Annotated in this window: 19 protein-coding genes and 1 pseudogene; 14 read left to right on the forward strand and 6 right to left on the reverse strand. The window is 60.7% G+C overall.

Annotated elements, in window-relative coordinates; all coding sequences use genetic code 11:
• Window positions 1–549 precede the first annotated feature (549 nt).
• The 3 genes from AC07O1_RS17005 to AC07O1_RS17015 are packed head-to-tail and all read left to right on the forward strand — an operon-like array spanning window position 550 to window position 4,778.
• Window positions 550–1,218: an ABC transporter ATP-binding protein gene (locus AC07O1_RS17005; RefSeq protein WP_495089454.1), complete on the forward strand. Its 669-nt coding sequence runs from the start codon at window positions 550–552 to the stop codon at window positions 1,216–1,218.
• A gap of 1 nt (window position 1,219) precedes the next feature.
• A complete protein-coding gene (locus tag AC07O1_RS17010) occupies window positions 1,220–3,700 on the forward strand; it encodes an ABC transporter permease (RefSeq protein WP_495089455.1) in 2,481 nt (826 codons plus the stop codon).
• A complete protein-coding gene (locus tag AC07O1_RS17015; protein WP_495089456.1) occupies window positions 3,690–4,778 on the forward strand; it encodes a lipocalin-like domain-containing protein in 1,089 nt (362 codons plus the stop codon). Before AC07O1_RS17010 ends, AC07O1_RS17015 begins: the two co-directional genes overlap by 11 nt.
• A 298-nt stretch (window positions 4,779–5,076) precedes the next feature.
• On the opposite strand, the gene hglS is transcribed toward AC07O1_RS17015, so the two are convergent.
• The gene (gene hglS / locus AC07O1_RS17020) at window positions 5,077–6,474 is read right to left on the reverse strand and encodes a 2-oxoadipate dioxygenase/decarboxylase HglS (protein WP_495089457.1); all 1,398 of its coding nucleotides are present in this window, start codon (window positions 6,472–6,474) and stop codon (window positions 5,077–5,079) included.
• A gap of 384 nt (window positions 6,475–6,858) precedes the next feature.
• Between hglS and AC07O1_RS17025 the strand changes: the two genes are divergently transcribed.
• The gene (locus AC07O1_RS17025) at window positions 6,859–7,932 is read left to right on the forward strand and encodes a diguanylate cyclase (RefSeq protein WP_495089458.1); all 1,074 of its coding nucleotides are present in this window, start codon (window positions 6,859–6,861) and stop codon (window positions 7,930–7,932) included.
• Between the two features lie 41 nt (window positions 7,933–7,973).
• Here AC07O1_RS17025 and astA read toward each other — a convergent pair whose 3' ends face one another.
• The 3 genes from astA to AC07O1_RS17040 all read right to left on the reverse strand — a co-directional run bounded on the left by astA (window position 7,974) and on the right by AC07O1_RS17040 (window position 11,152).
• Window positions 7,974–9,008: an arginine N-succinyltransferase gene (gene astA, locus AC07O1_RS17030; protein ID WP_495089459.1), complete on the reverse strand. Its 1,035-nt coding sequence runs from the start codon at window positions 9,006–9,008 to the stop codon at window positions 7,974–7,976.
• A 49-nt stretch (window positions 9,009–9,057) separates the two neighbouring features.
• The gene (locus AC07O1_RS17035; protein WP_495089460.1) at window positions 9,058–10,074 is read right to left on the reverse strand and encodes an arginine N-succinyltransferase; all 1,017 of its coding nucleotides are present in this window, start codon (window positions 10,072–10,074) and stop codon (window positions 9,058–9,060) included.
• Window positions 10,075–10,297: 223 nt separating this feature from the next.
• Window positions 10,298–11,152, reverse strand: a complete 855-nt coding sequence (locus AC07O1_RS17040; RefSeq protein ID WP_494995723.1) for a MurR/RpiR family transcriptional regulator — start codon at window positions 11,150–11,152, stop codon at window positions 10,298–10,300.
• Window positions 11,153–11,452: 300 nt separating this feature from the next.
• Between AC07O1_RS17040 and AC07O1_RS17045 the strand changes: the two genes are divergently transcribed.
• The 4 genes from AC07O1_RS17045 to AC07O1_RS17060 all read left to right on the forward strand — a co-directional run bounded on the left by AC07O1_RS17045 (window position 11,453) and on the right by AC07O1_RS17060 (window position 13,888).
• The gene (locus tag AC07O1_RS17045; RefSeq protein WP_495089461.1) at window positions 11,453–12,040 is read left to right on the forward strand and encodes a histidine phosphatase family protein; all 588 of its coding nucleotides are present in this window, start codon (window positions 11,453–11,455) and stop codon (window positions 12,038–12,040) included.
• Window positions 12,037–12,807, forward strand: coding sequence for a precorrin-6A synthase (deacetylating) (cobF, locus tag AC07O1_RS17050; protein WP_495013345.1), 771 nt, complete (start codon window positions 12,037–12,039; stop codon window positions 12,805–12,807). The genes AC07O1_RS17045 and cobF overlap by 4 nt, the downstream gene beginning before the upstream one ends.
• Before the next feature lie 156 nt (window positions 12,808–12,963).
• Window positions 12,964–13,335: a hypothetical protein gene (locus AC07O1_RS17055; RefSeq protein WP_495089462.1), complete on the forward strand. Its 372-nt coding sequence runs from the start codon at window positions 12,964–12,966 to the stop codon at window positions 13,333–13,335.
• Between the two features lie 136 nt (window positions 13,336–13,471).
• Window positions 13,472–13,888 carry an SRPBCC family protein gene (locus tag AC07O1_RS17060; protein ID WP_495089463.1) on the forward strand — a complete coding sequence of 139 codons (417 nt, stop codon included), beginning with the start codon at window positions 13,472–13,474 and terminating at the stop codon, window positions 13,886–13,888.
• A 190-nt stretch (window positions 13,889–14,078) separates the two neighbouring features.
• On the opposite strand, the gene AC07O1_RS17065 is transcribed toward AC07O1_RS17060, so the two are convergent.
• Window positions 14,079–14,690 carry a glutathione S-transferase gene (locus AC07O1_RS17065; protein ID WP_495089464.1) on the reverse strand — a complete coding sequence of 204 codons (612 nt, stop codon included), beginning with the start codon at window positions 14,688–14,690 and terminating at the stop codon, window positions 14,079–14,081.
• Between the two features lie 165 nt (window positions 14,691–14,855).
• Between AC07O1_RS17065 and AC07O1_RS17070 the strand changes: the two are divergent.
• Window positions 14,856–15,275 (forward strand): annotated as a pseudogene (locus AC07O1_RS17070) (patatin-like phospholipase family protein); the annotation flags it as partial.
• Between the two features lie 141 nt (window positions 15,276–15,416).
• Here AC07O1_RS17070 and AC07O1_RS17075 read toward each other — a convergent pair.
• A complete protein-coding gene (locus tag AC07O1_RS17075; protein WP_494995589.1) occupies window positions 15,417–16,337 on the reverse strand; it encodes a MurR/RpiR family transcriptional regulator in 921 nt (306 codons plus the stop codon).
• Between the two features lie 313 nt (window positions 16,338–16,650).
• On the opposite strand from AC07O1_RS17075, the gene AC07O1_RS17080 reads away from it, so the two are divergent.
• The 5 genes from AC07O1_RS17080 (at window position 16,651) to AC07O1_RS17100 (ending at window position 22,886) form a co-directional block, all read left to right on the forward strand.
• Window positions 16,651–18,588, forward strand: a complete 1,938-nt coding sequence (locus AC07O1_RS17080; RefSeq protein WP_495089465.1) for a bifunctional 5-dehydro-2-deoxygluconokinase/5-dehydro-2-deoxyphosphogluconate aldolase — start codon at window positions 16,651–16,653, stop codon at window positions 18,586–18,588.
• Between the two features lie 168 nt (window positions 18,589–18,756).
• Window positions 18,757–19,665 (forward strand): myo-inosose-2 dehydratase, encoded by a 909-nt coding sequence (iolE, locus tag AC07O1_RS17085; protein ID WP_495023624.1) that lies wholly within the window; start codon window positions 18,757–18,759, stop codon window positions 19,663–19,665.
• Complete coding sequence (iolB, locus tag AC07O1_RS17090; RefSeq protein WP_495089466.1) at window positions 19,662–20,471, forward strand: 5-deoxy-glucuronate isomerase; 810 nt, start codon at window positions 19,662–19,664, stop codon at window positions 20,469–20,471. Before iolE ends, iolB begins: the two co-directional genes overlap by 4 nt.
• A 41-nt stretch (window positions 20,472–20,512) precedes the next feature.
• Window positions 20,513–22,015, forward strand: coding sequence for a CoA-acylating methylmalonate-semialdehyde dehydrogenase (locus tag AC07O1_RS17095; RefSeq protein ID WP_495089467.1), 1,503 nt, complete (start codon window positions 20,513–20,515; stop codon window positions 22,013–22,015).
• A 49-nt stretch (window positions 22,016–22,064) separates the two neighbouring features.
• Window positions 22,065–22,886 carry a TIM barrel protein gene (locus tag AC07O1_RS17100; RefSeq protein ID WP_495089468.1) on the forward strand — a complete coding sequence of 274 codons (822 nt, stop codon included), beginning with the start codon at window positions 22,065–22,067 and terminating at the stop codon, window positions 22,884–22,886.
• Window positions 22,887–23,010: the final 124 nt, after the last annotated feature.

Below are 23,010 nucleotides of genomic sequence, written 5' to 3' on the forward strand. Positions count from 1 at the left end.
CGGACGCTCCGCGTCCGCTTCGGCAGTGACGCAGAGCGTCACGGGCTGCATTCCCACGCAGAGCGTGGGAACGATCATTGGCGGATCTGACACCCAGTAATCAAAAAACAGGCGCCTCTGAGGTTGCCGGTTTTGTTTATGGTGCCATCTGCGCCCGTAGTCGCCGTCCGATCACGTTCAGCAGATCGCCGCCGTCGCGTAGCGGGATGGCGAGGACTCGGGCGAAGGAGTCGATCGTTCCCACGCTCTGCGTGGGAATGCCTCACTGGACGCTCCGCGTCCGCTTCGGCAGTGACGCAGAGCGTCACGGGCTGCATTCCCACGCAGAGCGTGGGAACGATCATTCGTAGCAGCTGCCGAAGGCTGCGTTCGAGTGCGCAGCACTCGTAAAATGGCAAACTTCGTCCTTTCAGAAGGACCGCATATCGCCTATTTGCGACCGCTTTGCAGCCGGACGCAGCCTTCGGCAGCTGCTACAGCAATAGGGCAAGCCTGCTCCAGCAACAAACCGCTATCCTTGGCCTCACCTCCCTCCAAACGAGTGTTCCCATGCTTGAGGTGCAAGGCGTGTTCAAGAGCTATGCAACACCGCAAGGTCCGTTGGCGGTGTTGCAGGGTGTCGACTTGCAGCTGCAACACGGCACCAGCCTGGCGCTGATGGGGGAGTCGGGCAGTGGCAAGAGCACATTGCTGCATCTGATTGCCGGGCTGGACAAGGTTGATCGCGGCAGTATTCGGATCGGCGAGCAGCGTCTCGATCAGATGAGCGAAGCGCAACTGGCGAACTGGCGCCGCACCGAGGTGGGCCTGGTGTTCCAGCAGTTCAACCTGATCAGCAGCCTGCGGGTCGAGGACAACCTGGCCTTTCAGGCGCGCCTGGCCGGGCGTTATGAGCCGGTCTGGCAAGGGCAGTTGATCGAGCGGTTGGGGTTGGGCGACTTGCTCAGGCGTTACCCGGAACAACTCTCTGGCGGTCAGCAACAACGGGTGGCGCTGGGACGTGCACTGGCTTCGCGCCCCGGTTTGCTGCTGGCGGATGAACCCACCGGCAGCCTCGACGAAACCACCAGTGATGAAGTGCTGAAGCTGCTCCTGGAGCTGCTCGACGACAGCCCGACCAGTCTGCTGATGGTCACCCACAGCCCAAGGGTCGCGGCCCGTCTGGCGCAAAGGGTGGTGCTGCATAACGGGCGTCTGGCCAGCGTGGGGGAGCGCTGAGGTGCGGGTTTTTTATGGAACATTGCGCGCGCTGCTGAGCCACTGGCGGCAGCACCCGGTGCAGTTTTTCAGTGTGCTGACCGGTCTGTGGCTGGCCACCGGCCTGTTGACCGGCGTGCAAGCGCTGAACAGTCAGGCCCGCGAAAGTTACGCGCGGGCCAGCCAGTTGATTGGTGGCGAACCCCAGGCCAGCCTGACTGCGCCCAATGGCGCGAGCTTTTCCCAAGCCTTGTTCATCAGCCTGCGCCGCGCCGGCTGGCCGGTGTCGCCGGTGTTGCAGGCGCGCCTGACGCTCAAGGGGCATGAAGATCAACGTCTGCAATTGATGGGGATCGAGCCGCTGTCGCTACCGGCCGGGTCTGCAGTGGCCGGGCAAGCGCTGCAGATGGCGCGGATTGTCGATTTCTTCAGCGCGCCGGGCAGCACCTGGATTGCTCCGCAAACCTTGCAGGTATTGGGCTATCGCGAAGGCGAACAACCGCTCGCGGCGAATGGGCAACGCTTGCCGCCGCTGCACAGCCAGGCCGACATGGCGCCCGGTGTGCTGCTGGTGGATATCGGTTTCGCACAACAGGTGTTGGGTATGCCGCAGCAGCTCTCGCGCCTGCTACTGCCCAAAGATTTCGCGGCGACGCAGCCGGTGTTGCCTGAAGACCTTGCCCGGCAGTTAGTGCTCAAACGCAGTGGCGAAGAAAACAACCTGTCGCGCCTCACCGAAAGCTTTCACCTGAACCTCGATGCCCTGGGCTTTTTGTCCTTCGTGGTGGGCCTGTTTATCGTGCATGCCGCCATCGGCCTGGCGCTGGAGCAACGTCGCGGATTGATGAGAACCCTGCGGGCCTGCGGAGTCAGTGCGCGCATGCTGATCTTCAGTCTGAGCATGGAGCTGGGTTGCCTGGCGTTGCTGGGCGGTATCGCCGGAGTTGCCAGCGGTTATCTGCTGGCCGGGATGCTGTTGCCGGATGTCGCTGCCAGCCTGCGCGGGTTGTACGGTGCCGAAGTGGCGGGGCAGTTGAGCCTGAGCCCGCTCTGGTGGTTGAGTGGTGTGGGCGTGAGTCTGCTCGGTGCGTTGCTGGCCGGCGCCAACAGTTTGCTGCGCGCGGCGCGTTTGCCATTGCTCGCACTGGCCAACCCGCAAGCCTGGCACCAGGCCTATGCCCGCTGGCTGCGACGCCAGGGCTGGGTGGCGGCGATGGCCGGTGGGGTCGCGGTACTGGCCTTGTTGCTGGGCGACAGTTTGACCAGCGGGTTTGTGCTGATGGCTTCTCTGTTCCTGGCGGCGGCATTGAGCTTGCCAGTGCTGCTCAATGCGCTGCTGAGTGTCGTGCTCAGGCGCAATCGCTCGGTGCTGGGCCAGTGGTTTATTGCCGATTGCCGCCAGCAATTGCCGGCCTTGAGTCTGGCGTTGATGGCGCTGTTGTTGGCGCTGGCCGCCAACATTGGCGCCGGCAGCATGACCGCAGGCTTTCGCCAGACCTTCAGTGACTGGCTCGAGCAACGTCTGACCGCCGAGCTGTACGTCAACCCGCAAAGTCCGGGGCAGGCGCGTGAGATTCAGGCGTGGCTGGGCCAGCAGCCGCAGGTCTCTGCGCTATTGCCCAGCTGGCAGGTGTCGATCCAGTTGCAGGGCTGGCCCGCGGATTTGTATGGCGTCATCGATCACCCGACGTATCGCCAGCACTGGCCATTGCTGCAAGTGCAGGGGGACAAACCCTGGGATCAGTTGGCCACAGACGACACGCTGATGCTCAGTGAACAATTGGCCCGTCGACTGAAGGTGCAATTAGGCGATCGGCTGACGATTCCAACGCCGCAAGGCCAATGGTCGCCGCGCATCGTCGGGATTTATGCCGACTATGGCAATCCCAAAGGCCATTTACTGGTCAACGCTGAACACCTGCAGCGCTTTTGGCCGCAACTGGCGCCGAGTCGTTTCAACGTGCGCATTGACCCTGCGTCCGCGCCGTCGTTGGTGCGCGCTCTGCAAGCGCGCTTTGCGCTGGACGACAACCGCATCGTCGAGCAGACGCAACTCAAGGGTTGGTCCACGCAGGTTTTCGAACGCACCTTTGCTGCCACCGCAGCGCTCAACAGTTTGACGCTGGGGGTTGCTGGCGTTGCGTTGTTTATCAGCCTGCTGACCCAGAGCCAGAGTCGTCTCGGGCAACTGGCGCCGTTATGGGCCTTGGGCGTAACCCGGCGTCAATTGATGCTGCTCAACCTGGGGCAGACCTGGTTATTGGCGGTGTTGACCTTGCTGCTGGCGTTGCCATTGGGGATGGTGTTGGCGTGGTGCCTGAACGCGGTAATCAACGTTCAGGCGTTTGGCTGGCGTCTGCCGCTGCGGATCTTCCCGTTGCAACTGTTGCAATTGATGGCCCTGGCGCTGTTGGCGACGTTGCTGGCATCGGCCTGGCCGCTGTTCAAGCTCTACCGCACTCGACCAGCCGATCTGCTCAGGACCTTTGCCCGTGAAGACTAAGTGGCTGCGGCTCAGTGTGCTGCTCTTGGCGCTGTGGCAATTGAGCGGCTGCGATGACGCGGCGCACAAAAACACCGACAGTTTTGCCGGGCTGGGCAATGAGGCGGCGGCTTTTACGCCCGTGATTCCCGGTAGACCGTTCATCTTTCCGGCAGATCACGGGCCTCACGATGGCTTTCGCATCGAGTGGTGGTACGTCACCGCCAACCTCAAGGACGATCAGGGACGCCGTTTCGGTGTGCAATGGACCTTGTTTCGCAATGCGCTGAACGCCGCGCCCGATCAACCCGGTTGGGGCAACCAGACCATCTGGCTGGGCCACGCAGCGGTGACTTCGGCCAGTCAGCATCACGCGGCCGAACGCTACGCTCGCGGCGGCGTCGGGCAAGCCGGAGTCAGTGCTGTGCCGTTCACTGCCTGGATCGATGACTGGAGTTTTGCCAGCCAGTCAGGCACCGAAAATCCATTGGCCGACCTGCAACTGCATGCCCGTGGGCAAGGCTTCAGCTATCAATTGCGCCTGATGTCGAGCAAACCCCTGGTGCTGCAAGGCGAGCAGGGTTTCAGCAAAAAGTCCGAACAAGGCCAGGCGTCGTATTACTACAGCCAGCCGTTTTTTCAGGCTGCGGGCAGCCTTGAAATCGACGGCAACGCCTATCAGGTCAGTGGCCCGGCCTGGCTGGACCGCGAGTGGAGCAGTCAACCGTTGACCGCCAGCCAAACCGGTTGGGACTGGTTTTCCCTGCACCTGGATAACGGCGAGCAGGTCATGCTGTTTCGGGTGCGCGAAAAGGACGGAACCTCGTATTTGACCGGGACCTGGATATTTGCCGATGGTCATGCGCAACCACTGCGCGGGGGCGACATCAGCCTCACGCCGCTGGTCACCTCTGATGTCGCGGGGCGCAAGATGCCGACCCGTTGGTCGGTGAAGATTCCCGGCAAAGGTCTGGACATCACCACTGTCGCGCTGAATCCCAACGCCTGGATGGCGCTGCGGATTCCTTACTGGGAGGGGCCGGTGCAGTTGAGTGGCAGTCATGCCGGCAGCGGTTATCTGGAAATGACCGGGTATTGAGCACGAGGGTTGAGGGTAGCTGCCTGACTGCCCATGGGCTCGACGCAATACGCTGACACAGTGCTTGTCAGAAATATTGTGACCAGATTTATTCAGATTTTGCTAACGGACAGATCGATCAGGTTCCATTAAAATCTACCCGTTCGCCCAGTGTAATGGCTCTTTACCGGTGCATGGATTGCCAGGCCAGTGCGCTGGGCGAACTCCCTTCTGATCGCTCAGCGACATTCAAGCGCACTCCAGATCCGGCACGCTTGATCCCATGGAACTCACTCACATCATGTCGATGACTGCACTGTCAGGCCAATGGCGGCAGATTCAGCGCGGCGCAGCACTCCAGGATCGAGCGCCGCTGGGTTTCGGCATACAGCGCCAGCTCATCGATGGTCGAACGGCCCAGGGCCTTCTCGAACTCTTGCCGGTTCGATTGTGAGGCGTAATGGCTTTGCGCGTCGTCCCCGAGGTTGGACTGGAAAATGCCCGCCGCACTGACCGGCAAAAAGTCCTCATACACCAGTGGCTCGACACGAAGGTAGTGCCCGCTGATCAAACCCTCCAACGTCGCCGGGTTCGACAGATCGCCTCCAGCAGCGAGGCCCTTTTCGGTGACGAAGTAGCGGAAGTACGCCAGGCCTTGTTGGCGCATGCCGGCGTAGGTGTCCGGGAATTCGCTGAAATGGGTTTGCAGCAGCGTGTTGTAGCGCTGAGCATTTTCTTCGTTGGGCAAATCCTTCAATTCATCGCGCGCGGCATTCAGCAAGCGGTCGTACAGCGCCCGGCCTGCCGGTGTCAGCGCCGCGCCACGTTGTTCGATTTCGCCGAAACGGGCGCTGTGGCTGCCGCTGGCCTGGCCCTGATCGACGAAGGCGATAGCTTCTTCCAGCGCCTTGAAGCTGGTCTGGCGCAGCAGAATCGGGCACTCACGGCGTGGCGGGCCTTCGATCACGGCTTTGGGGGTAATGCCGTGTCCGGGCATTTGCGCCTGGACCACATCGATGTCCAGGGTGCGCGGGGTCAGGTGATTGATGTGCGGCCCTTTGAAGGCCACCACGTCGGCCACCAAACGGTGCTGAGCGCTCAGTCGCTGGTACTGCTCGGCAGTGACGGTTGCGCTGTGATGCCAGCGAAACGTCTCCAGCGCCTGTTTGACGAATTCATCGGCGTCTTGTTCGTTGAGCCCGCCCTGGGTTTCGGACTTTTCGATCAGGGTCAGCGCGGTTGGGGTGAAGATCGAGCGCTTGGCCAGGACCGACTGGGCAAACTCGCGCAGCTCGGGATTTTCAATGAGTTCCAGCCTGAGCAACGAGGTGAACACCCGAAACGGGCTGATCTGCAACGACGCCTCATGCACTGCGCGGAACGCGGTGGAGTGCACCGGCACCCCGGCGGGCGTCAGGTCGTAATAGCCGACTGGCTGCATGCCCATGACCGCAAACAAGCGGCTGAGGGTCGCCAGTTCCTGGGCGGTACCGACGCGGATAGCGCCATGGCGCTCCAGGTCCAGGCGTTCGATTTCACCGGTGGTGCGCAGCTGTTGTGCAACGCTGCTGTCGGTGCTCAGCACCTGGGCGTTGGTCTGCGCTACCAGTTCCATCAGCGCGCCGTACAGCGGCACCTCTTCTCGATACATGTCCGACATCGCCCGTGAAAAGCGTTGGCGGATCAGGTCAGGGCTGACGAAGCTCTGGTTGCTCATAGACAGAATTCCCGGCGCAGTGAAATCGTGGGTTCAAGGAGGTATTTCGTTGCCCGATTCTGTTCGGGGCAGGGGGCACTGGCAAACGAAGTTTCTTCTGAACTTCATTCTGCAAATGACTGCACCCGCAATCCGCATTCCCCGTAGCAGCCTTCGGCAGCTGCTACGGTTCGCGTAACGGAAGCCCCCTCGCCACAAATTGACCACCGCGTATTGGCCAGCAAAACCGCTGCCGATGTCATGCCCAGAGCGCTCGCGGGTGCTTGCTCGAGGCGCTGACCGGTGATGGCTATTTGCCGTTCCCCTGATAGACTTCCAGCAAGCCCGCACGTAACAACCGGCGTCTCAGGATCCGTTCAGCAGCACAGAGGAGCTTTGGCCCCTATGCGACACACTGGAGGAAAGGGACTTTCACTGGCCAGGAGGCTGTACACCTCGCGAATGTTGGGCTTTGCCCTGGGCCTCCTTTGTGTGGGAGGCGCGATGTATCCGCTCAATCCATCGCGCTGGGTGTGGGGGCTCATGCTATTGAACGGCATTCTCTGGCCGCATCTGGGCTATCAATGGGCACGCCGGTCGAAAGTGCCCTACCACGCTGAACACCGCAATATACTGATCGACTCGTTTCTCGGCGGTTTCTGGGTCGCCGCCATGCACTTCAATCCCTTGCCCAGTGCGACCACGCTGTCGATGATGGCGATGAATAATGTCGCCATTGGCGGTATACGCTTTCTGCTGGCCGGTTGTGTCGCTCAGGTATTGGGTATCGCCACCGCGCTGCTGATTTTTTCACCGGCATTCATTCCCCAAACCAGCCCTGTGCAGCTGTATGCCTGCCTGCCGCTATTGATGCTTTACCCCTTGGTGCTGGGGTGGATCTGTTATCGGCAAGCCGACACGCTGGGGCGGCACAAGCGTGAGTTACTGGCGCTCAGCCGTACCGACAGCCTGACTGGCCTGCTGAACCACGGGGCCTGGAAGGACCAACTGGAGGTCGAGTTCCAGCGTTGTCAGCGCCAGCAGCAAGGCGGGGCCATCGCACTGATTGACATCGATCACTTCAAAGCCATCAATGACACTTACGGCCACGTCGCCGGAGACCTGGTGCTGCGTCAGTTGAGCAGAATTCTCAAGCAAAACCTGCGCGCCAGCGATCAGGCGGGGCGTTATGGTGGCGACGAGTTTTGCGTGATCCTGCCGGACGTGCCGCTGGCCAATGCCGCTCAGGCCATGGATGCCCTGCGTGATCGCTTCGCCTGCCTGGGCTATGAGCAAACCCCGGCGATGAAGGTCAGCCTGAGCATCGGGCTGGCCGCGTTCAACCCGGCGCACAGCGATGCAACCCTTTGGCTCAATGACGCCGACCAGGCGTTGTACGAAGCGAAAACCATGGGCCGTAATCGGGTCATTTGCTGCACGGATGGAGCGCTGCACCGGGTGTTGCTCAACCGGGTGTGAGGCGGGTTGAATGAAGCGAGTGCTACGGTACGCGGTGAGCCTCAGGCGGCGACGGCTTGTCGCTGATGCGCCGCCAGACGCACGGCGCGGACCGAGTTGCCCGGCTGCAGTTGCAGGCGCTTGGCGGTGAGGCGATCGATCACCAGGTGGCTGCCCACCAGCCGCGCCTTGGCGGCAGTGATGCGGCAGTTCTCAAGGCGGCGGTTGTGGATCAGCCAGACCGGTGCTTCGTCGTCCGGTGTGCCAATGGCCAAGGTCAGCGGCTTGCTGTCGCGCACTGTGCGGATATCTGCGATTTGCGCCTCAATGACTGGCCCGCCGTCAAAGATGTCGATATAGCCCTGATGGGAAAAGCCTTCGGCCTGCAGAATGTTCAGCGCCCGCTCGGTGTTCTTGTGCGCCTTGCCGATCACCGCCTGCGCTTGCTCGCTGAGCAGGCAGGTGTAGAGCGGTTGACGCGGCATCAGCTCGGCGATGAAAGACTTGTTGCCCAGCCCGGACAAGTGATCGGCCTGGCTGAAATCCATCTTGAAGAAGTGCCGGCCCACGCTGTCCCAGAACGGCGAGCAGCCGTATTCGTCGGCGCTGCCGCGCATTTCGGCGATCAGTTTGTCGCCGAACAGGTGCGGGAATTCAGCGACGAACAACAGGCGCGAAATGGACAACAGCCGACCGTTGCTGCCCTTGCGCTGATCGGGCCGCAGGAACAGCGAGCAGACTTCCGATTGACCGGTCATTTCGTTGTTGAGAAACAGCGTCGGTATCTGCCGTTGGATGCCGAGCTCTGGAGACGAATTGACGGTCAAGCCAACCCGGTAGTTGTACCAGGGCTCCCGCAGGCCGACGGCGCCGGCCAGCGCGCTGACACCCACCACTTGCTGATCGTCGTCTTCAAGCACGAACAGGTAGTCCGCGTCGGCGCGTTCGACCTGTTCGGCAAAGGTCCGCTGTGCCCAGCGCAGACGATGGGCCAGGCGCTCCTTGTTGGCCGGCAGGGTAGTGAACCCCGGGCCGGCACGTTGGACCAGGTCCAGCAGCGCGGGCAGGTCGGTGATACGAGCCGGGCGTACGATCATGGTGCAGCTCCTTCGTCGCGCCGAGTCCGGCACGGTGGTGTGGCGCGGTTCAAAGCGCAATCAGCCGGACCTGGCTGCCTTCAGCAAGCTTCAAGACGGCGAGCATTTCTGCGTTCAGGCTGACCGGCTGGCCCGGGGTCCAGTCCAGCTCGACAACAATCGCCCGATAGTTTTCCAGTGAGTCATTGCTCACCAGGTACGCAGCGCCGGTGCCAGCCTGTGGGCTGAGACGAGCACTCACCGTCTGGCTGTGAGCGATGGAGCGAATGCTCGAGGTCCGGGCAAAAAGCGTGGGACCGCCGTCGAAAATATCGACGTAGCTGTTGGCTTCGAAACCCTCGCGCAGAAGTATGTCCATTGCGTCCTGGCCCGCCGGATGGGCCTGGCCGATGCAGTCCTGGGCGGCCTGCGAAAGCATGGGGACATAGATCGGGTATTGCGGCATCAGCTCGGCCAGAAAGGTCCGGCTCTTCAAACCGCAGAGGCGTTCGGCCTCGGCATAGGGCAGGTCGAAAAAATGCTTGCCAAGCGCATCCCAGAACGGGGATTCGTCGTCTTCATTGCTGTAACCGACGATCTCGCTAATGGTCGCCTCGGCAAAGCGCCGGGAATGGGCGGCCATGAATAAAAGGCGCCCGCGTGAGCTCAACTCGGCGAAAGGCGTTTGCGCCAGCGTCGAATCAACATGAAAGCCACACAGCAAAGTCTGCCCGTTCAGGTCATGACACAGCGACAGGGCCGGTACCTCGTGCTGGATGTTCAGTTCATGCGAGGTGCTGGTGAACATCCGGTTGCGCAAGCTGTAAAACGGCTCTGACAAACCAGTGGTCGCGACGATTTCCGAGCAGCCCATCAGACGCTCGTTGGTCGTGTCCTCCAGAACGAACAGGTAGCTTTGGTCACCATGGGTCTGGACATCGCTGGCGAACGAGGTGCTGGACGCGAGAATTTTTCCGTGCAGGCGCCGGGTGTCGTCCGGCAAGGACGTCACGCCCACCAGGCTGTCACGGGCAAGGCGTTGCAAACCGGGCAGGTCGGTTAACTTGACTGGACGTAAGACCAGCATGGATGCACTCCTGTATCAAAGGGTTCAGCGCCGCCTCGCCCGAGGGCGATGAACTTCGATGAACTTGACTATCACTGTCGGTTTCCACGCGTTTCAACGCCTGCCGCTGGAACACTCTGCGGCTGCGTACTTTTTTGCGCTCTTGCTGGCGCTTGGTGATGGTTGCCCGAGACCTGTCCTGGTCTCGGATAACGGCTGGATCCGTGTTAAAGAGCCTCGGGCACTATTTTTCCTCCAGCAGATGAGTGGTGAATTCGGCCCGCAGCGCATCAATGCCCTCCAGACGATCACCGGGATTGGGGGTGTGCAATGACAGACAGGCGATCAGCGCCTCAACCTGGGCCAGCGCCGGGACCAGCGTATCGAATGCCGAAACCGACTCCACGGGAGAGCTGATCACCAGGTCGGCCATTTCACGTAGCGGTGAGGCGTAAATGTCGGTGAACAGCACCACCCGGGCATGCCGGCTCTTGGCCGCACTGGCAACGCGCAGCGCCAGGGACTGATAGCGGCGATAGTCGAAGAGCAGCACGATGTCCTGACGTTGCACCTCGAACAGGCGCTCGGGAAGCTGAGCATTGTCTTCCAGGGCGAAGCAACCGGAACGCAGCAGGCGCAGATGGTTGAGCAGGTAGTTGGCCAGAAAACTGCTGAAGCGTCCGCCAAAGCAATGCACTTGATGGCGCGGCTCGAGCAACCATTCAACCAGAATGCGCACGTCCTCGGGCTGGGTCAGTGCCTGGGTTTCGAGCAGGGCGCGATGGCTGTCCATCAGATAATGGGTCCAGGCATCGCCTTGTTTGATCTCTGAGCGGGGTTGTAACAGGGCGCTGGGGGAGCGCAGGCGATCATCCATGTCGCTGAGCAAGGCTTCGTGGAAATCGGCATAACCGTTGAAGCCCAGCTTCTTGACCAGGCGCACGATGGTGGGATCACTGACGCCGGCGCGTTCCGCCAGGCGTGACATCGGGCCCAGCCCATTACGCGGATACTGGTCCAGCAATGCGCGAATGACCTTGCGCTCCGAGGGCGTCAGATCAAGGGCGGGATCTGTGATCAGTTCTCTGAGAGAGGGCATCCAGGCTCCTGCAGGATGGATGTGTCGCTTTTATTTCATAGTCCGTTAAAACAGTATTTATGTAGCTTACGTTACATGTCTAGTGAATTTTTGTATGGGGCGAAAAGGCCAAAAATGGGGCGAAAGCCCTATCCGAAGGAGGCGGCGGACGTTTCGCTATCTGTTGTGGGCCAGTTCCCTGAAGGCCCACGAAAACCCCACGAGAGTCCTCACTTGATTCGACAAATTGGGAAAGTGCCTGCGACAAGTGATACAAACGCCCGGACAGCGTATCGATTGCCATAACCCGAGTGATTTCCCTTGCAAGCCACCCGCCTGACCCTGATCTGCCACGCCCGAACCGTCGCACAGAAACTGGCGCGTTTTGCGTTGGACGAGTCCCTGGAAATGGATTGGCAAGCGGCGCGGGGCTCGCGAGCCGGGAGCTTTAAACGCTTGCCACAATTGCTCAGCGCGCCGGAGACCCGGGCCAGGCAAACCGCCGAGCTGTTTGGGGCCCGGATGCAGATCGTACCTGCGCTGCGTGATTACGATGTCGGCCGTTGGCAAGGCCTGCGGATCGATGACCTGCAAAAGAATGAACCCGAGGCACTCCAGGCCTGGCTGACCGATACCACCTGCGCGCCCCACGGTGGCGAGTCAGTGGCGCAACTGTGCGAGCGGGTGGCTGATTGGCTCCAGACGTTGCGCAACACGCCGGGGCACGTGGTAGCGATCACTCATCCGTTCGTCATTCGCGCGGCGATTGTTCATGTCATGCAGTGCCCGCCCGCGGCCTTTAATGTGATCGATGTCGAGCCGTTGTCGGCGACCGAGTTGCGGTTTAATGGTCGGTGGCGGCTGCGTTTGCAGGAAAACGGCTCAGAGACGGAGACGATCACCCCATGAAGAAAATCCTGATCATCGGTATCGGTGCCGGTAACCCCGAATACATCACCGTTCAGGCCGTCAATGCGCTGAATCGGGTCGACGTGTTTTTCATCATGGACAAGGGCCAGAGCAAGGTAAAACTCACTGACCTGCGCCGTGACATCTGTGAGCGCTACATCACCGATCACGACTATCGCTTCGTCGAAGCCCACAGCCCCGAACGCGTCCGTGGCGACGTGGACTACAGCGCAAGCGTCCATGATCTGAATCGCGACAAGCAGCAGACTTTCGAGCGGTTGATCACCGGCGAAATGCAGGACAACGAATGTGCAGCGTTTCTGGTGTGGGGCGATCCGGCGCTGTACGACAGCACCATCAGAATTTTGCAGGCGATCCTCGCGAGTGGCCGTTGCACCTTCGATTTCGAGGTCATCCCCGGCATCACCAGCGTCCAGGCGCTGGCGGCACAACATAAAGTGCCGTTGAACAGTATTGGCCGATCAGTCGAAATCACCACCGGGCGCAGGCTTGCTGCCGGGTTGGTCAGCGATGCCGATAGCGTCGTGGTGATGCTCGATGCCGAAGATGCCTATCGGCAGGTTGCCGATCAGGATCTGGATATCTATTGGGGCGCCTATCTGGGTACGCCGGACGAAATCCTGATTGCCGGCAAACTGAAGAATGTTGCCGACGAGATCGAGCGGGTGCGTAAAGCGGCGCGCCAGGCCAATGGCTGGATTATGGATACCTACTTGTTACGCAAGCCTGAGGGTCCGCAGGACTGAAGGGGGTCACGGTCTTGCCGGTGGCGGTCACTGGCATTGCCCGGTGGCTGAACTATAAGAAGTACCAGGGAACGTTTCTGATGCGACGGACCCGCAGGCAGGCGGTGTATTCCTGACGCCGCTTAATCCAGCTCGAAACCCATCGCAGGTATCACCATGCAAACCCGTCTCGGATCCGCTCTCGCGCCGTTTCTGCTCGGTCTTTGCGCCGCTGCCATTCTGGGAGGCTGTGCCGGTTCCCAGGATCGATCCGCCGAAAACCGCCAGGCCTGTGTCAATGCCGGTTACAAGCCCGGCACCGACAGCTTCACTAACTGCATGATGCAATCGGACACCCAGCGCAGTAAGGCCACCGCCGACAGGCAAACCGACAAAAACCAGCCGCCTGACGCCGAGGTGGCGGTCCCGATCCCGGCCCCGGTCTCGAAAGGTTGCCAGACCACCGAAAGCACTGAAGTCAAAGGTGCTGCAACGCAGGCGGGGCAGACCACCAGCACGCGTACCTCATCGGTGTGTGGCGGTCAATGAAGAGACTGATCATCGCCAGGCCGATTTCTTCTGCGCCCCAACGTACCGCAGAGAGTCAGCCAGAGCTGGGGCCGACGTCGACCATTCAGCGCGCCGCCGAAGCCTTTATTCTGTTTAATCTTCTGGAGAACGGTTCATGGCTCGCGCATCAGAATTCATCGATATCCCGGCTTCGGCCGAACAGGTCTGGCGATTGATTGGCGGCTTCAATTCGCTGCCGGACTGGTTACCCTTCATCCCGAAAAGCGAACTCAGCGATGGCGGCCGCGTGCGCAGCCTGCAAACGCTGGACGGTCTGGTGATCGTCGAGCGCCTGGAGGCCTTCGACAATGCGGCGCGCTCCTACAGCTACTCGATCAGCCAGGCACCGTTTCCGGTCACTGATTACCTGGCCACATTGCGCGTCGAAAACCTGGAAAGCGGGCAGACCTCGCGAGTCACCTGGTCGGGCCGCTTCACACCGGTCGGCGTGAGCGACGAGGCGGCGGTGGAGCTGTTCACCGGCATCTACCGCGAGGGACTGGCGGCATTGCGGGCCAACTTTCCGGATTGAAGTGTGTTGTTTCAGATCGTTCCCACGCATGTCAGATCGTTCCCACGCTCCGCGTGGTAACGCATCCCGTGACGCTCTGCGTCACAGCCGAAGGCGGACGCGGAGCGTCCATGGCTGCATTCCCACGCGGAGCGTGGGAACGATCAACGACGCGGAGCGTGGGAACGATCTGACGATCAGAAGTCCTGCTTCAGGTCGCCGGAGTCGAGATGAACGCCTCGAGTTGCTCGGCATATGCCGTGAAACGACTGACCAGTGGGAACTGCGCAACATCGACCTGGTCGGCGATCACCAGTTGGGTAAAGCTCCAGGCGACGGCGAGGGTGATGCCGTCCTGAGCGATCGAGCCGTCCATTTTCAGCGGCTGTCTGAGCAGCTCTCGTTCCAGCTCGGAATACGCCGCCAGCAACTGCCCATGAACACGCTCCAGCCACGGTGCATGTTGTTTCTCGGCAGGTCGCAGGTTCCTCTCGTAATAGATCTGAACCGATTTCTCGTTGGCTGCCATTGCCAGCCCTATCAGCCGCAGGGAACGCAGGCGCTGCTTCAGGTCGGCGGGCATCAGGCTGTTGCCGGGGCCGGCCAACGCCTCCAGATACTCGATGATCAAGTTCGAGTCCATCAGCACTTCGCCGTCGCCCAGAACCAGCGTCGGAGCCTTGACCACCGGGTTGATCCGCTGGAATTCTTCGAACCCCCGGAACACCGAAATCGACGCATGTTCGAACGGGATATCCAGGCATTTCAGGGTAATGGCGACGCGTCGAACGTAAGGTGAATCCAGCATTCCGATCAGCTTCATGTACAGCTCCTTGTGATGAGCAACGGTGCGATGACGGGGGCTAATTTAGCGCTAAACCTTCCGGGTTGACCATCCTCTTGAACAGGGTGTTTATGCCCGGGTTGGGTGCCCATTCGCCAGCTATGCTTGCTAATCCAAAGGCTGAGCTGAAGCAGGAGACCTGATATGTCCGCCGTTAAAACTGCGCTGGTCCTGGCCGGTGGCGGCAGTCTGGGGGCTGTTCAGGTCGGCATGTTGCGGGCGCTGGTCGAGGCCGGTGTTTCTTTCGATCTGGTGATCGGCGCGTCGGTGGGGGCCATCAATGGCGCGTATTTCGCGGCCAAACCCAATGCCCGGGGCGTCGCCGAGCTGGCGGACTTCTGGCGAGGCTTGCACAAGGGGGATGTGTTTCCGTTCTCGCTGATCGATACCCTGGCCGCGATCCTGCGGCGTCGAGGTTTTTTGCTGCAGTCTTCGGCGCTGGAGCATTTGGTGCGCCGCGCGCTGCCGGTCACGTTGATCGAAGACACCGAGCTGCCCCTGTATATCGTCACCACCAACCTGCTCACTGGCGCCGAAGAACTGCTGTCGAGCGGCAGTGCCGAATCGACTTCAGCCAGACTGATCAATTGCTGCAACGGGCCTATCAGCAAACCCTGAGCTGGATCGAGAAGGGCGGGCTGGTGCGTACCGGGGTACCGGGTTCATTACAGGCCCACACTCACCACGCGAAGTAGTCAGCTTGCGCTAATCCTCAAACCCCACCTGCTCGTGAATCTCATCGACCTTCAATTCCAGTCGATAGGCCACGGCGATAAACAGCGCCTGGCACAAGCACAAGGTCGCACTCAGCGAGCGGAAGGCGAACGAGCTGCCCTCATTGACCAGCAGCACCGTATTGGCCCGCTTGGCCAGGGGCGAAAGGTTGCTGTCGGTGATGATCAGGGTTTTCGCCTGATGCAGCTGGGCGATACGCAGGCAGTGCTGGGTTTCCTTGCCGTACGGCGTGAAGCTGATGGCGATCACCAGGTCGTTGGCGCGCACGCTGCGCATCTGTTCGCGATAACTGCCGCCCAGCCCCGAGACCAGGTGAATACGTTTGTTGGTGTGTTGCAGGTTGTAGACCAGGTAATCGGCCACCGCGAATGAACGACGCACGCCGACGACGTAGATATTGTCCGCATTCACCACCAGATCCACGGCCTTGTCGAACGCCTGGTCGTCCAGTTCCAGGCCCAGACGCTCGATGCCCGACAGCGTGGCGTTGACGCATTCGCGCGCCAGATCGCCGCCGCTAGCTTTCTGCGACTTGTTGGCGATCATGCTGCGAATGCGCTGCTGGTAGTTCTGCACCGGCGTGGTTTTGTGGGTATAGGCCTCGCGAAACAGCGCCTGCATCTCACTGAAGCCACTGAAGCCGAAGCGCTGGGAGAAGCGCACGATGGCCGAGGGATGCACTTCGCATTCACGAGCAATGTCGCTGATGCGGTCGACCATGATCCGGTCGCTTTGCTGGCTCATGTAGCTGGCGATGCGTTTGAGCTGGCGCGGCAGGCTTTCGTATTCGTCGGTGATCAGCTGCAGCAGACGCTCGGCATTGATCGGGGGGCTGAGGAGGTCGCTCTCGGGCGGACTCTCGGGCGTAGCCGGCTGATCGGTGCGGGACATAAAAAATCCTTCTGGCTTGTTCTTATAGGGACGGCTAGTGAATGCCGGCCCTCGACAATAGGTTGGCTGTGCGCAGTCTACAGGGTAGGCGCAAATAAAATCTTGAGTGTGAAGTCAGGTGATGGATTGCTGAATCGATCCACTGTGTCTGGATCAGTCCTGGAAAAGTTTATTGGAAAAAATATTCCATGTAAAAAATTTATAGAATAAATATTGATTGGCGCCGCGAGACGTTTTAGTCTGGCCCCACACCAAGAGTGTTCGGCGCCTCCACAGCGGCGAACGCAGGCTGATAAAAATAACAGGAGCCAGCATGGGCCAGACTCGTTTTGCCAGTGGGCGTCAATTGGATCTGATCTGCCTCGGACGCCTTGGCGTCGACCTCTACGCACAGCAAGTGGGTGCGCGGCTGGAGGATGTCAGCAGTTTCGCCAAATACCTGGGTGGTTCATCGGCGAACATCGCCTTTGGTACCGCACGCCTGGGCCTTAAATCGGCGATGTTGAGCCGGGTAGGGGACGACCATATGGGCCGTTTTCTGCTCGAATCCCTGGCCCGCGAAGGCTGCGACATCAGCGCTATCAAAATCGATCCTGAACGCTTGACCGCCATGGTTTTGCTGGGGCTCAAGGACCGCGAAACCTTTCCCCTGGTTTTCTACCGTGAAAACTGCGCCGACATGGCGTTGCGCGCTGAAGACATCCAGGAATCCTTCATCGCTTCCAGCAAAGCCTTGCTGATCACTGGCACGCATTTCTCCACGGACGGCGTGTACAAGGCGAGCATCCAGGCGCTGGAATATGCCCGCAAGCACAACGTCAAGCGGGTGCTCGACATCGACTACCGCCCGGTGCTCTGGGGCCTGGCCGGCAAGGCTGACGGCGAAACCCGTTTCGTCGCCGATCAGAAGGTCAGCCAGCATGTGCAGAAAATTCTCCCCGGCTTTGACCTGATTGTCGGCACTGAAGAAGAGTTTCTGATTGCCGGCGGCAGCGAAGACCTGCTCACTGCGCTACGCACGGTGCGTTCGCTGACTGCCGCAACCCTGGTGGTCAAGCTTGGTCCGCAAGGTTGCACGGTGATTCACGGGGTGATCCCGGTGCGTCTCGAAGACGGCGCGATCTATCCCGGTGTGCGGGTCGAAGTACTCAACGTGCTTGGGGCCGGCGATGCCTTTATGTCGGGCTTCCTCAGCGGTTGGCTGGAGGATGCGAACGACGAGCGTTGCTGCCAGTTGGCCAATGCCTGCGGCGGTCTGGTGGTGTCGCGGCATGCCTGTGCCCCGGCGATGCCGACCCCTGCCGAACTGGATTACCTGTTCAACAGCCCGGTGCCGATTACCCGACCCGATCAGGACGTGGTGCTGCAACGCCTGCACCAGGTCAGTGTGCCGCGCAAAGCCTGGAAGCAACTGTTTATCTTTGCCTTCGACCATCGCGGGCAACTGGTCGAGCTGGCGCAAAAGGGCGGCCGTGACCTCAACAGCATTGGCCAACTCAAGCAGTTGTTCATCAAAGCCGTGGAGCGGGTCGAGGCCGATTTGCGCAAGCAAGGCATTGAAGCGGATGTCGGGCTGTTGGCCGATCAGCGCTTTGGTCAGGATTCGTTGAACGCCGCCACCGGTCGCGGCTGGTGGGTCGCGCGTCCGGTGGAAGTCCAGGGTTCGCGGCCATTGGCTTTCGAGCACGGTCGTTCGATCGGCAGCAACCTGATCGCCTGGCCTCAGGAGCAGATCATCAAATGCCTGGTGCAATTCCACCCCGACGACGAGCCGATGCTGCGTCTGGAACAGGAAGCGCAAATCAAGGGCCTGTACCAGGCGGCGCAAGTCAGCGGCCATGAATTGCTGCTGGAAATCATCCCGCCCAAAGATCATCCCTCGCCTCATCCGGACGTGCTCTATCGCGCCATCAAGCGCCTGTACAACCTCGGCATCTTCCCGGCCTGGTGGAAGATCGAAGCGCAAAGCGCTGCCGAATGGGAGCAACTCGATGCACTGATTCAAGAGCGCGACCCTTACTGCCGGGGCGTGGTGCTGCTGGGCCTGAATGCGCCGGCCGCAGCCCTTGCCGAAGGTTTTCAGCAGGCCAGTCAGAGCAAGACCTGCCGTGGCTTTGCTGTCGGCCGGACGATTTTTCAGGAACCCAGCCGGGCCTGGATGGCCGGTGAAATCGATGATGAAGCATTGATTCAGCGGGTGCAGGGCACCTTTGTCGAATTGATCGAGGCCTGGCGTGCTGCTCGCGCTTGAAACTGATTTGTGTGTGAACACTGGACCTGTGGGAGCGAGCTTGCTCGCGATGACGGCGGCACATTCAACATCAATGTGATCGTCATACCGCTATCGCGAGCAAGCTCGCTCCCACAGGGTTCTGCGCCACATTCAATGGTTAATGTAAAAACAATAAAAGGTGCAGCCATGCCCGCAATCCGAATTGGCATCAACCCGATCTCCTGGAGCAACGACGACCTGCCATCGCTGGGCGGTGAAACGCCGCTGAGCACTGCGTTGAGTGAGGGCAAGGAGATCGGCTACGAAGGTTTCGAGCTCAACGGCAAGTTTCCCAAAGACGCCAAGGGTGTCGGCGATGTGCTGCGGCCCTACGACCTGGCGCTGGTCTCCGGCTGGTACTCCAGCCGTCTGGCCCGGCGTTCGGTGGCCGAGGAAATCGACGCCATCGGCAGTCACGTCGAGCTATTGGCGAGGAACGGCGCGAAGGTGCTGGTCTATGGCGAAGTCGCCGATTCGATTCAGGGCCAGCGCATTCCACTGGTCGAGCGCCCGCGTTTGCATACCGAACAGGCCTGGCAGGAGTACGCCGACAAGCTCACGGAGCTGGCGCGTTTCACCTTGTCCCAGGGCGTGCGCCTGGCGTACCACCACCATATGGGCGCCTACGTCGAATCGCCGACGGACATCGACACGCTGATGAGCCTGACCGGCAGCGAAGTCGGCCTGCTGTTCGATTCGGGTCACTGCTACATGGGCGGCGGGGAACCCCTTGAGGTGCTGCGCAAACATATCGACCGCGTTTGCCATGTGCATTTCAAGGACGTGCGCAAACCGGTGGTGCAGCTGGCGCGCAACAACCTCTGGAGTTTCCCGGACTGCATCATCAACGGCACCTTTACCGTGCCCGGCGACGGCGATATCGACTTTGCCGCGCTGCTCGACGTGTTGCTGGCCGCCGATTATCACGGCTGGCTGGTGGTCGAGGCCGAGCAGGATCCGGCCGTTGCGCCGAGTTATGTCTACGCGAAAAAGGGTTACGACACGCTGCGTGGTCTGCTCAATGCCGCCGTATCTAACCGGAGCACTGGAAAATGAGTCTTTTGCTCAAAAGCAAGGCGCACGGCCAGACCATGGTCGAGCTGGGCGCCGGTGAGCTGGAGTACGTCGGGTTCGCCGCCTACCGCTTGAGCCTTGGCGAAACCCTGCCGGTCAGCGCTGGTGATAAAGAGCTATGTCTGGTACTGCTCAGTGGTCGGGTCACGATTCAGGGCGAAGCGCCGGGGCAGGGTGCGTTCAATTGGGACAACATCGGCGACCGGCAGTCGGTGTTCGAGGACAAGTCTCCGTTCGCCGCCTACTTGCCTCCGCAGAGTCAGGCGCAAGTGGTCGCCTTGAGCGATGTGCAGATCGCCGTCTGCGCTGCCCCCGGCTCGACCACCAACGGCCTCGGCCCACGGCTCATCAAACCGCAGAACATGAAGCGCAGCGTGCGCGGCAAAGGCGCCAACACCCGTTATGTCTGCGACATCCTGCCAGACACCGAGCCGGCCCATTCGCTGCTGGTGGTGGAGGTGCGTACGCCTTCCGGGCATTCGTCGAGCTACCCGCCGCACAAGCACGACACCGACGACTTGCCGCACCAGAGCTTTCTCGAAGAGGCCTATTACCACCAGATCAACCCGCCCCAGGGCTTTGTGTTTCAACGGGTCTACACCGATGACCGCAGCATCGACCAGGCCATGGCCGTGGAAAACAGTGATTTGGTGGTGGTACCCAAGGGCTATCACCCGGTCAGCGTGCCCTACGGTTACGAGTCGTATTACCTGAACGTGATGGCCGGGCCCAAACGCGTCTGGCAATTCCATAACGACCCGCAGCACAGCTGGCTGCTGGATCTGTAGGCCTGACTGCGCTTTCAACTTTCAGACGGAGAACAAGAACAATGAGTGACGCCCAGGTAATCGGTCATTACATCAACGGCCAGGTGCAGGACAGTGGCAGCGAACGCTTCAGCAATGTCTTCAACCCGGCCACCGGCAGCGTTCAGGCACGGGTCGGACTGGCGAGCCAGAAGACCATCGACGAAGCCGTCGCGTCGGCCTTGAAGGCGTTCCCGGCCTGGTCCGAACAATCGTCCCTGCGTCGCTCGCGAGTGATGTTCAAGTTCAAGGAACTGCTGGATCGTCATCACGACGAACTGGCGCAAATCATCAGCCGCGAACACGGCAAAGTCTTTTCCGACGCCAAAGGCGAGGTCACTCGCGGCATCGAGATCGTCGAGTACGCCTGCGGTGCGCCGAGCCTGCTCAAGACCGAGTTCAGCGACAACATCGGCGGCGGCATTGATAACTGGAACCTGCGTCAGCCGCTGGGCGTCTGCGCCGGCGTCACCCCGTTCAACTTTCCGGTGATGGTGCCGTTGTGGATGATCCCGATCGCGCTGGTGACCGGTAACTGTTTCATCCTCAAGCCGTCGGAGCGCGACCCTTCGGCCAGTTTGCTGATGGCGCGCCTGCTGACCGAGGCCGGTCTGCCGGACGGCGTGTTCAACGTCGTTCAGGGCGACAAGAGCGCGGTCGATGGTTTGCTGCAGCACCCGGACATCGAGGCGATTTCCTTTGTCGGTTCGACGCCGATTGCCGAGTACATCCACCAGCAAGCCACCGCGCGTGGCAAACGCGTGCAGGCGCTGGGCGGGGCGAAGAACCACATGATTGTCATGCCCGACGCGGATCTGGATCAAGCCGCCGACGCGTTGATCGGTGCTGCGTATGGTTCGGCCGGTGAGCGCTGTATGGCGATTTCGATTGCCGTGGCGGTGGGCGACGTCGCTGACAGGCTGATCGAAAAGCTGCTGCCACGCATCGACCAGCTCAAGGTCGGCAACGGCATGCAGGGCGACAGCGACATGGGGCCGCTGGTCACTGCCGAGCACAAGGCCAAGGTCGAAGGTTTCATCGACGAGGGTGTGGCCCAGGGCGCGCAACTGATTGTCGACGGTCGACACTTCAAAGTGCCGGGTGCAGAGAACGGCTTCTTTGTCGGCGCGACGCTGTTCGACAAGGTCACGACCGAAATGAGCATCTACCAGCAGGAAATCTTCGGTCCGGTACTGGGCATTGTCCGGGTCGCGGATTTCGCCAGCGCCGTGGCACTGATCAACGCTCACGAGTTTGGCAACGGTGTGTCCTGCTTCACCAGCGACGGCGGCATCGCCCGGGTGTTCGCGCGCAGCATCAAGGTCGGCATGGTCGGCATCAACGTACCGATTCCGGTACCGATGGCCTGGCATTCCTTCGGCGGCTGGAAGCGCTCGCTGTTCGGCGACCACCATGCCTACGGCGAAGAAGGCATCCGTTTCTACAGCCGCTACAAAAGCGTGATGCAGCGCTGGCCTGACAGCATCGCCAAAGGCCCGGAATTCAGCATGCCGACTGCCAAGTAATTCAGCGTTTACCCCGAATGCATAACCTTCAATGCGGAGAATAAGAAAAATGAGCCAGCCCCTGCGTTTCGCCCTGAACCGTATGGTCGCCCCACGGTTGTCACTGCCGGACTTCATTGACCTGGCGGTGACCTTGAAAGCCGATGCCATCGAGATCCGCAACGACCTCAAAGGTGTCGAGATCGAAGACGGTACGCCGCCGGCTCGGGTCCGTGAGTTGTGCGCGGCCCAAGGGATCAAGGTGCTGTCGATCAACGCGCTGTATCCGTTTGATGTGTGGAACGACGAACGCCGGGCGCAAACCCTCAAGCTCGCCGCCTATGCCCGCGACTGCGGTGCAGAAGGATTGGTCATGTGCCCGCTCAATGATCGTGCCGATCCGCGCACAGCGGCCGAGCGCAACGCCGGGTTGCGCACGGCACTGAGCGAATTGGCGCCGATCCTGCGCGAGTACGGGATTCTCGGCTTTATCGAACCGCTGGGTTTTGAGGAGTGTTCTCTGCGGCGCAAGCGCACGGCGGTGGATGCGATCAAGGCGATTGGCGGGCTGGATGTTTTCCGCCTGGTGCATGACACCTTTCACCATCACCTGGCCTGCGAGCATGAATTCTTCCCCGAGCTGACCGGGCTGGTGCACATCTCCGGTGTCGAGGATGCACAAGCACCACTGGCGACCATTCGCGACGGTCATCGGGTACTGGTGGGCGAGGCGGACATTTTAGGCAATGCCGCGCAGATCGATACCTTGCTCAGTACCGGCTACCAGGGCTACCTGTCGTTTGAACCGTTTGCCGAATGCGTGCATGAGCTGGCGGATATCCAGCAGGCGATTGGCGCGAGCATGGAGCATTTGAAGCACGCGCTGGCCTGACACGGTTAATGGATTACCCGGATCTAATGTGGGAGCGGGCTTGCTCGCGATGGGCGCGACACGGTGGCGCCTGGTACATCGACATCGCGAGCAAGCCCGCTCCCACACTTGATCCCGGTCAATC

Source organism: Pseudomonas sp. GW821-FHT07G10, from assembly GCF_059418545.1.

Bases quoted from the DNA above. Each gene is read 5' to 3' on its own strand.
- AC07O1_RS17005 (WP_495089454.1), top strand. From the start codon at position 550: ATGCTTGAGGTGCAAGGCGTGTTCAAGAGCTATGCAACACCGCAAGGT.
- hglS (WP_495089457.1), bottom strand. From the start codon at position 6,474: ATGAGCAACCAGAGCTTCGTCAGCCCTGACCTGATCCGCCAACGCTTT.
- AC07O1_RS17025 (WP_495089458.1), top strand. From the start codon at position 6,859: ATGCGACACACTGGAGGAAAGGGACTTTCACTGGCCAGGAGGCTGTAC.
- astA (WP_495089459.1), bottom strand. From the start codon at position 9,008: ATGATCGTACGCCCGGCTCGTATCACCGACCTGCCCGCGCTGCTGGAC.
- AC07O1_RS17035 (WP_495089460.1), bottom strand. From the start codon at position 10,074: ATGCTGGTCTTACGTCCAGTCAAGTTAACCGACCTGCCCGGTTTGCAA.
- AC07O1_RS17040 (WP_494995723.1), bottom strand. From the start codon at position 11,152: ATGCCCTCTCTCAGAGAACTGATCACAGATCCCGCCCTTGATCTGACG.
- cobF (WP_495013345.1), top strand. From the start codon at position 12,037: ATGAAGAAAATCCTGATCATCGGTATCGGTGCCGGTAACCCCGAATAC.
- AC07O1_RS17055 (WP_495089462.1), top strand. From the start codon at position 12,964: ATGCAAACCCGTCTCGGATCCGCTCTCGCGCCGTTTCTGCTCGGTCTT.
- AC07O1_RS17060 (WP_495089463.1), top strand. From the start codon at position 13,472: ATGGCTCGCGCATCAGAATTCATCGATATCCCGGCTTCGGCCGAACAG.
- AC07O1_RS17065 (WP_495089464.1), bottom strand. From the start codon at position 14,690: ATGAAGCTGATCGGAATGCTGGATTCACCTTACGTTCGACGCGTCGCC.
- AC07O1_RS17075 (WP_494995589.1), bottom strand. From the start codon at position 16,337: ATGTCCCGCACCGATCAGCCGGCTACGCCCGAGAGTCCGCCCGAGAGC.
- AC07O1_RS17080 (WP_495089465.1), top strand. From the start codon at position 16,651: ATGGGCCAGACTCGTTTTGCCAGTGGGCGTCAATTGGATCTGATCTGC.
- iolE (WP_495023624.1), top strand. From the start codon at position 18,757: ATGCCCGCAATCCGAATTGGCATCAACCCGATCTCCTGGAGCAACGAC.
- iolB (WP_495089466.1), top strand. From the start codon at position 19,662: ATGAGTCTTTTGCTCAAAAGCAAGGCGCACGGCCAGACCATGGTCGAG.
- AC07O1_RS17095 (WP_495089467.1), top strand. From the start codon at position 20,513: ATGAGTGACGCCCAGGTAATCGGTCATTACATCAACGGCCAGGTGCAG.
- AC07O1_RS17100 (WP_495089468.1), top strand. From the start codon at position 22,065: ATGAGCCAGCCCCTGCGTTTCGCCCTGAACCGTATGGTCGCCCCACGG.